The sequence below is a fragment of the Paraburkholderia ultramafica genome (genome assembly GCF_902859915.1).
Taxonomy (GTDB): Bacteria; Pseudomonadota; Gammaproteobacteria; order Burkholderiales; family Burkholderiaceae; genus Paraburkholderia; species Paraburkholderia ultramafica.
Window position 1 is genome coordinate 1 of sequence record NZ_CADIKK010000084.1, and the last position, 8,181, is coordinate 8,181.

Annotated in this window: 3 protein-coding genes and 1 pseudogene; all 4 read left to right on the forward strand. The window is 59.3% G+C overall.

Translation table 11 applies throughout. The annotated features are described in order from the left end of the window. Positions 1-414: 414 nt before the first annotated feature. Positions 415-2,886: a fimbria/pilus outer membrane usher protein gene (locus HV744_RS35655; protein WP_484555899.1), complete on the forward strand. Its 2,472-nt coding sequence runs from the start codon at positions 415-417 to the stop codon at positions 2,884-2,886. Between the two features lie 92 nt (positions 2,887-2,978). Beyond that, on the forward strand, positions 2,979-3,956 hold the full coding sequence (locus HV744_RS35660) for a fimbrial protein (protein WP_175153950.1): 978 nt from the start codon (positions 2,979-2,981) through the stop codon (positions 3,954-3,956). A gap of 791 nt (positions 3,957-4,747) precedes the next feature. Continuing rightward, positions 4,748-5,560, forward strand: a complete 813-nt coding sequence (locus HV744_RS35665) for a response regulator (protein WP_175153951.1) — start codon at positions 4,748-4,750, stop codon at positions 5,558-5,560. Between the two features lie 908 nt (positions 5,561-6,468). Continuing rightward, a pseudogene (locus tag HV744_RS35670) lies at positions 6,469-8,181 on the forward strand (hypothetical protein); the annotation flags it as partial.

The following is an 8,181-nucleotide window of genomic DNA, read 5'->3' on the forward strand; positions in this document are numbered from 1 at the left end:
AGGTGCGGTGAATTGCACTGTCATCGTCGCACCCGGAAAGGAATGTCCGCCGCGCCGGCCATGACGGGGACGTCGGCCAACCGCCATACCGCGTCAGCGGTTTTGTTCAAGGTGCGTTATCACGCGATCAACGACTTCGGCGGCCCCTCCGACGGCGAGACGGCGTTGTAGGCGTGCCACAAGCGAAGTAAAACCCTCCGGCCGGCGTTATCCGGCTTCCCTCTGTTATTTGGCTCTTTCCATTCAAATGGCGCGCGACGCGGCAGGGAGAGGGTCTGCCCTGAAGCTTTGAGCTAGGAGCTAGCAGTAATGCGGCAGCCGCAATTTCGACCTGTCCCTTCACAGTTGTCCCCCGTCAGTGCAGTGGTGCTGTCGTTGTTCGCCAGTACCAGTGCGTGGGGAGCTGTCGCTGAGATGGACGTGCCTATCCATGTGGCGGAGGTCGAGTTCAATGACCAGTTCCTGCAGCAGTCTGGCGACGGGGCACACATTGATATCAGCCGCTTCAGCAAGGGCAATGTCGCGCTGCCCGGCGACTACCGGGCCGATCTGTACGTCAACGGTTCGTGGCTCGGCCGTGCCGAGGTGCACCTGCGTCAGCCAAATGCTGGCGGCGGCGTGCAGGTGTGTTTCGACCGTGCGCTGCTGGAGCGCGTGGGGGTGGACCTGACGAAGCTGCCGGCCGAGGCCGCAGCGCGTCTGGAGAAGGGCACTGATGCGTGCATCACGCTGCCCTCACTGATCAACGATGCAACGGCCACGTTCGACAACGGCGAGCAGCGCCTCGACGTGAGCGTGCCGCAGATTGCGCTCGCGCGGACGGCGCGCGGCTATGTCGAGCCGCGCTACTGGGACGAAGGCGTGACCGCCGCCCGCCTGCAGTACAATGCCAACGCATACCATTCGGATTCCTATGGAGTAAGTTCGACCCAGGGCTATGTGGGTGTGAACGCCGGCATCAACATCGGACCGTGGCGCTTTCGCCATAACGGCAGCCTGACCTCCGGCACCCAGACCGCTACCCATTACCAGAGTGTGCAGACCAATCTGCAGCGTTCGATTGCGCCGCTCAAGAGTCAACTGACCATCGGCGACGCGTTCACCGACGGCGCGGTGTTCGACAGCGTGGGCTTTCGCGGCGTGCAACTCGCCAGTGACGACCGCATGTATCCGGAGTCGCAGCGCGGCTACGCGCCGATCGTGCGCGGCATCGCCAACAGCCATGCGCGCGTGCAGGTTCGCCAGAACGGCAACCTCCTCTACGAAACGACCGTGGCGCCAGGCGCGTTCGAGATCGACGACCTTTATCCGACCGGCTACGGCGGCAACCTCGACGTGGTGGTGACCGAGGCCGACGGCAGTGTGCGGACCTCGACGGTGCCCTTTGCGGCCGCGGTGAACGCGCTGCGCCCCGGTGTCACACGCTTCAGCACGACGCTCGGTGAGTATCGCAATCCCACGGTGCAGAGTCATCCGGTGCTGTTCCAGGGCACGGTCCAGCACGGCTTTACGAATCTGATCACCGGTTACGGGGGCTTCGTTGCGAGCCCGGGTTACATGGCCGCCCAGGTGGGCGCCGCGTTGAACACGAAGTACGGCGCGTTCGGCCTCGACATCACGCAGGCCAACACGCATCTGGATCACGAGCCCGATCGCAGCGGCCAGAGCCTGCGCCTGAGCTACAGCAAGCTGGTCGAGCCGACCAACACCAACCTGTCGGTGGCGGCCTACCGCTACTCGAGCCGCGGCTATCTGGGTCTGGCCGACGCGATGGCGCTGCGCGATTTCGACAAACACAACATAGGCTATCCGACGAACGGCATCCAGCGTGGCCGGCTGCAGGTCACGGTCAACCAGAGCCTGCCGGCGGGCTACGGCTCGTTCTATGTGTCCGGGTCTACCCAGAATTACTGGGACCGCAGTGGTACCGATACGCAACTGCAGGCGGGCTACAACAACAGCTACAAGCGGTTGAACTACAGCCTCGCGATCTCGCGTCAGCTCGATACGGGGACCAACAGGTGGGACAACCGCGTGATGCTGACGCTCGGCATTCCGCTCGGCACCGGGCCGCACGCGCCGTACTCGAGCACTTCCGTGCAGGGTGGCGGAAACGCGCCTGCCGCTGTGACGACCGCAGTTGCAGGTACGCTTGGCGCGGACAGCGCCTTCTCTTACGGCCTGAACGCGGGCTACAGCAGCAGTGGTGGCGGTGCAAGCAGCAACACCACGGCCGGCGCCAATGCCTCCTACATGTCGCCGGTTACCACGATCACTGGCAGCGTCAGCAAGAGCAGCAACTACACCCAGGGCAGCGTGGGCGTTAGTGGCGGCGTCGTGGCCTATTCGGGCGGGGTGGCGTTCACGCCGGCGATGGGCGACACGCTGGCGATCGTGGAAGCCAAAGATGCCGCCGGCGCGCGCATCGCCAACGGCAGCGGCCTGCGCGTGGACCCATGGGGTCACGCCGTGGTGTCGAGCCTGAGTCCGTTCGCCAGCAACCAGGTCGAGATCGACCCGAAGGGTCTGCCGATCAATGTGGAACTGAAGTCCACGCAGCAGTCGGTGGCGCCGACCGCAGGCGCGGTGGTGCGGCTCAAGTTCGACACGGAGAACGCAGGACGCGCCGCGATCCTGGGCATCAGAACGGCCAATGGTCAACCGGTGCCGTTCGGTGCGGAAGTGTCGAACGCGCAGGGGCAAAGCATCGGCACGGTTGCGCAGGCAGGGCGGATCATTGCACGTGGCCTGAAGACCGATACCGGCACCTTGCTCGTGAACTGGGGCAAGGACACAGGCGAACATTGTTCGGTGGACTACGCGTTGCCGAAGGTCGACAAGAAGATGAGCGCTTCGTACAGCGTGGTTGATGTGGTGTGCCGGTAATCACGTGCCGCGGTGACATATGGCCAGATCCCGTGTAGGGCGATGGTAATGCCAGGATTGAATGGCGTGCCTTATTTAACTGAATGATGAGAATGATGATGTCAAGACTAACTGGTGTGCTTTGCGTATTGTTGGCGCTATTCCTGCCGGCGACGGGATGGGCGGCATGCACCGGCGCGGCGCAGAGTTTTCCGATCTTCAACCAGCCTAATGTGCCGGTCTTTGACCCGACTTTGCCGGACGGTACGGTCCTGTGGACCTCTGGCAACCTCTTCAGTACGCTCAACACGACTGTCTCCTGCTCCCCCTTCGGTACGGTGCTGGAGACCGGCGTCCCGGGCGCGACGTACAACGCCACCTACAAGACATTCTCGACCAGTGTTCCTGGCGTGGGCATACAGATCATTGACAGCGCAGGCAACATCCTGCCGTATAGCAACACTATGTGGTCGAACTCATCGGGCATCTTTAGTATTGGCATTAGTTTCACCCTCAAGATCATCAAGACCGGGCCGATTACCGCAGGTGGCGCCATTACCGGGAATATCTTTCAGTATTCGGCCCAATCAGGCACCTACCCGATCTTTTACGTCTATTTAACCGGTCCGATTGTCGTCAACCCGACGATACCCACCTGCACGGTGACAACGCCGTCAATCACGGTGCCTTTAGGCAACGTCTCACAAAACTCCTTCACCGGTGTTGGCTCAACCTCGCCAGCGCAGTCCTTCAATATCGGACTGAACTGTTCAGGCGGAGCGGCCAACGTAACGGCGAGCGTGTACACGACTCTTACGGACCAGAACAGCCCTGGAAACGTGTCCGACAAGCTGTCGCTGACGTCATCATCGACGGCCAAAGGTATCGGTATTCAGGTGCTGAACGGTACGACCGTCATTAAGTACGGGACAGATTCCAAGGTCATCGGGAATCAGAATCAGTGGGTGGCGGGTCAGACCGGCAACGGCAGCTTCAATATTCCGCTGACGGCCCGCTATGTGCAGACCGCAACCACCGTCACAGCAGGAAGTGCAAACGGAATAGCCACGTTCACGATGGGCTACCAGTAAGCGGACGCGTCTGGCTCGCTGTGTGAGGTGCGAGCAGGCCGGTCCGGTTCACAGTCGAAACGGGGATCGTAGTTCGATGCGATTTCCGGTACCCGGGTTTCAGAGCGCTGCCTCATGTATGCGTCAGGCCGGTGTGGTGGACGTCTTTCTGGACGCGCAACAACGGATTCCCCACCAAATCGTTCATCCTGCCTCGTCAAGATCCCGCTCAGCCCCGGCGTAGGTCGATTACGCCGTATCTCAACGAGTCGTGCTCGCCGCGCTACTGGCGACCAGATCAATATCTGACTGCGGTACTGACGGGTTTTCTCCACGGCAGATCGAAGGGCCCCGGTCAATCACTACCGTAAAAGTCTTAGGTCCGTCGGTATGCGACTTTCGTCGGATTTACTTTTGAACCCCGCCTGAGGAAAATAAGACCGGGCCTATTTTCAGTCCGTAAAACTGAATCCAGACCTCATTTCCTTCTTCAAAAGGTAGGACAAGGCTGATTTATAAATATTTGAACTAATTTCTAGGACCGGGCCTATTATCGCTGTAAGGATAACCCTATAAAGTATTTCCGGAGTAATCACATAATTTGTGACGAATCAGCGGAAAGTGAAAAGATTTGTCGAATTCATAGTGCACCTGTTTTGCCCTGCAGGTGTCGCGTCAGTTATTAGCCACGTGTCGGGAGCTTGGATGCTCAGTTGTACGTTGCAATCAGGACGATCTTAAGGGCCGGAGCGGCGTGCGATCGTCTTCTGACGGTTCCTGTTCGTGAGCCACATATTACTACGGAGTCGTCCATGAATTCATCCACCATTCGCATCATGCTTGCGGATCATTATCCCGCCATCCTCGCCGGCGTTCGGCTTGAACTGAAAAAGAGCGGCATGATTTCGGTAATCGGAACTGCGTCCAATTCTACGGACCTTATTACGGCGTTGGACTGCCTGCCGTGCGACGTGCTAATGACTGGCTATGTCATGCCGGGAGGTGATTATGGTGATGGTCTGGCGCTTTTCTCCCTTATTCGTCAGCGTTATCCAAATCTGAAAATCGTCGTGCTGACCATGATGGAGCACCCTTCAGTCCTGCACTCGATAATCGGTATGGGGATTCGTTGCATCGTAAGCAAATCCGATCCGACCGATCATCTCACGTTGGCCGTTCACGCTGCATACGCGAACCGCCGATATCTGTCACCGCGGATAGAAAGAATCGTCGCATCGACCAGACGGGGCCGTCGCGGTGCCGTGGACGGCACCCCGCTCACCAGGCGGGAACTGGACGTCGTTCGGCTATTTGTATCTGGAACTTCAGTTGGAGAAATTGCTGAGCAGTTGAACCGCAGCAAGAAGACAATCAGCTCGCAAAAGTGCACGGCAATGGCCAAGCTGGGAATCGCGCGGGACTCTGACCTTGTGCGTTACGGGATTGAAAGCGGGCTGGTGTTGTCCACCCAATCCGTGCAGGTCCCAGCGAACGGGGGGCAAGCGTCAGAGAATCTGGTGCCTGCCAAAGACGGCGTCTGCAGCTTTTTTGACCAATGCACGGATCCACGGAAATTCGCTGAGCAACCACTGGGTAGCCAGTTGAGCATGAGTACAGCGACGTGAAAAACGCGCCGGCGATCCAGCCGTCAAGAAAGATAGCTTTCCAGGAATACAGGATCCGCTTGCCAAATTCGGCAGGGTGAGTGGTATGGACCGTCGACGCGAGATTGACCGACGACAGGGCGGATCGCGCCCGTAGCCTTGGCAGGGGACTTGCGGCCGATGAGTTCAGACAGTGGGGCGAAATTAGCAAGTTTGCTTTTTGAGTGTTGACAATTGGACCAGGCCTATTTTCGTCTATTAAAAAATAAAACTAATTGACATTCATGCGATGAATTAACTCTGCATGGAAGATGTGCAACAGCGCAAGCCTGAAATGACAGTTCTTAAAGATGTCTGCTTAAAAAGCAGACTATGCCTATTTCGACCGAATTCTTTGAAGCTTAAGCTGAATGAGCTGATTTTCCGTCCTCGCTTTAAATTTTAGAAAGCCCGGCGGTCTATCTGCTGCCTCTCTTTGGAGCTGTATGCGCTCACTGTTGCCATATTTAACCGGGCAAACGGGTAACTCATGCCCGCAAGAAGCGGGCATTGCCAGTACAAATATCAAATCTATTTATTAATTTCGTGAAACGGATTCTATCGTGAACAAGTTATACCGTTGTATATGGAACGAAGCACTGGGCGCATGGGTTGCGGTGTCGGAAATCGAGTCTGCCCGTGGCAAGCCCGCCCGTAGCTCGGTAGCTCGCAGTGCCGCGGCCAGTAGTGCCGCGTCGTGCCGAAATCACGCCGGAAGGGTTCTGACGTCTCTAGCGGTGGCAGCAGCAATAGTCGCCGGCGGATTCCCGATGGCGGTTCAGGCATCAGTCGCAATTGCCGATGGGGGCGCTCCGGTCTATAGTGGTACGGCGGCGTCGACCGCGGCGGGAAGCTCGGGGGGCAAGGGTGCAAGCGCTGCCGGATATGGTGTGGCAATCGTAGGGGATGGGGATTGTAACCGCCTGACCAATATCACTGCGGCAGGGATTTATGGCAGCGGTGCCAACTATACCGGCGGCATTTACGGGTTTGGCGTGCAGACGACCAACGGAGCCGGCTATGGAGCCTACAATGCGGGGCCGGGCCAAACTTCGGGGATGCAGGCGTATTCAACCGGTGCTGCCGGCAATGTGACGCAAAGTGCAAACGGCGTTGCTCAAACGCAGTCGTGGGGCCTTAACAGCTCGGCCATTGGTTGTGACGCCCAGGCGAATGGTTTCGGTTCAGTGGCTAATGGCTGGGGAGCATGGTCGAACGGGGCCGGTAGTGTGGCGATGGGTGTCTATGCGAAAGCGACCGGCCAGGGTGCGCTGGCGATGGGTATTGGCGCGACCGCATCGGCCGTCGACACAATGGCCTTTGGCACGTTGGCTACCGCCTCTGCTAACGGAGCGGTAGCGATCGGAGGCCAGTCGAATGCCGCGGGGCAAAATTCGATTGCGCTGGGCTATACGGCTTCGGCTGCAGCCGACGGATCTGTTGCGCTCGGCTACGGTGCGAAGGCCCAATATGCGAACAGTGTGGCGCTTGGTCAGGGTAGTACTACGGGCACCGCTGCGCCGACCGGCACGGGCTACATGACCGGGAAGGCTGCGCCAGCCAGTGAATTTGCCGTTGGCAGCGCCTCGGCGCTGCGCCGGATCACAAACGTCGCCGACGGCTCGGCGCCTCAGGATGCCGTGACTGTCGCGCAGTTGAGTACAAGCGACTCGTCGCTGTCGACGAGTATCTCGACGTTGTCGACTTCGACTTTATCGAGTGTGGCGTCGCTTTCCACCGGCATCGACACGACCCACAGCAATCTCACTACGCTGTCGACTTCGACGGCTTCTAGCGTGAGTTCCTTGTCGACCGGGCTGGGTACGACGAACAGTAACGTCGCCACGCTGAGCACGAACGTCGCCACGCTGAGCACGACGACGGCGTCGAGCCTGAGTACGACCAACTACAACCTGACGACCCTGTCGACGACAACCAGTTCGGCGCTCGGCTCGATCTCGACGAGCATTGCCGACTCGGTCCAGTACGATGACAGCACGCACACGAAGGTGACGCTCGGCGGAACGGGGGCACCCGTCGTGACGCTCGCGAACGTCGCCGCAGGCGTAAACGCAACCGACGCGGTGAACGTGAGCCAGTTGACGTCGCTGTCGACCTCCACGCAGATGAACGTGAACACGCTGTCGAGCAGCGTCGTCACCGCGAACAGCAACATTGCGAGCCTGTCGACGGATCTGAATGCGACTAACAGCAATGTCGCGAACTTGTCGACCTCGGCGTCGACGGGCCTTGCTTCGCTGTCCACTGGTCTGACGACGGCCAACAGCAATATCGCCAGTCTGTCGACCGTCACGGCTTCGACGACGGCAACCGTTGGCGTCATTTCAACGGGCGTGAGTTCGTTGTCGACTGGCCTTGCGTCGACCAACAGCACGATCGCGAGTCTTTCGACTGCGACGGACGTGAGCGTCGGCTCGCTGTCGACGGGCGCTAGCTCGCTGTCGACCGGTCTGTCGACGACCAACAGCAACGTTTCGCAACTGTCGGTGTCGGCGTCGACGGGCATGGCTTCGCTGTCGACGGGTCTGTCGACCACGAACAGCAACGTGGCGTCGGTGTCGGCATCGGCGTCGACGGGCGTG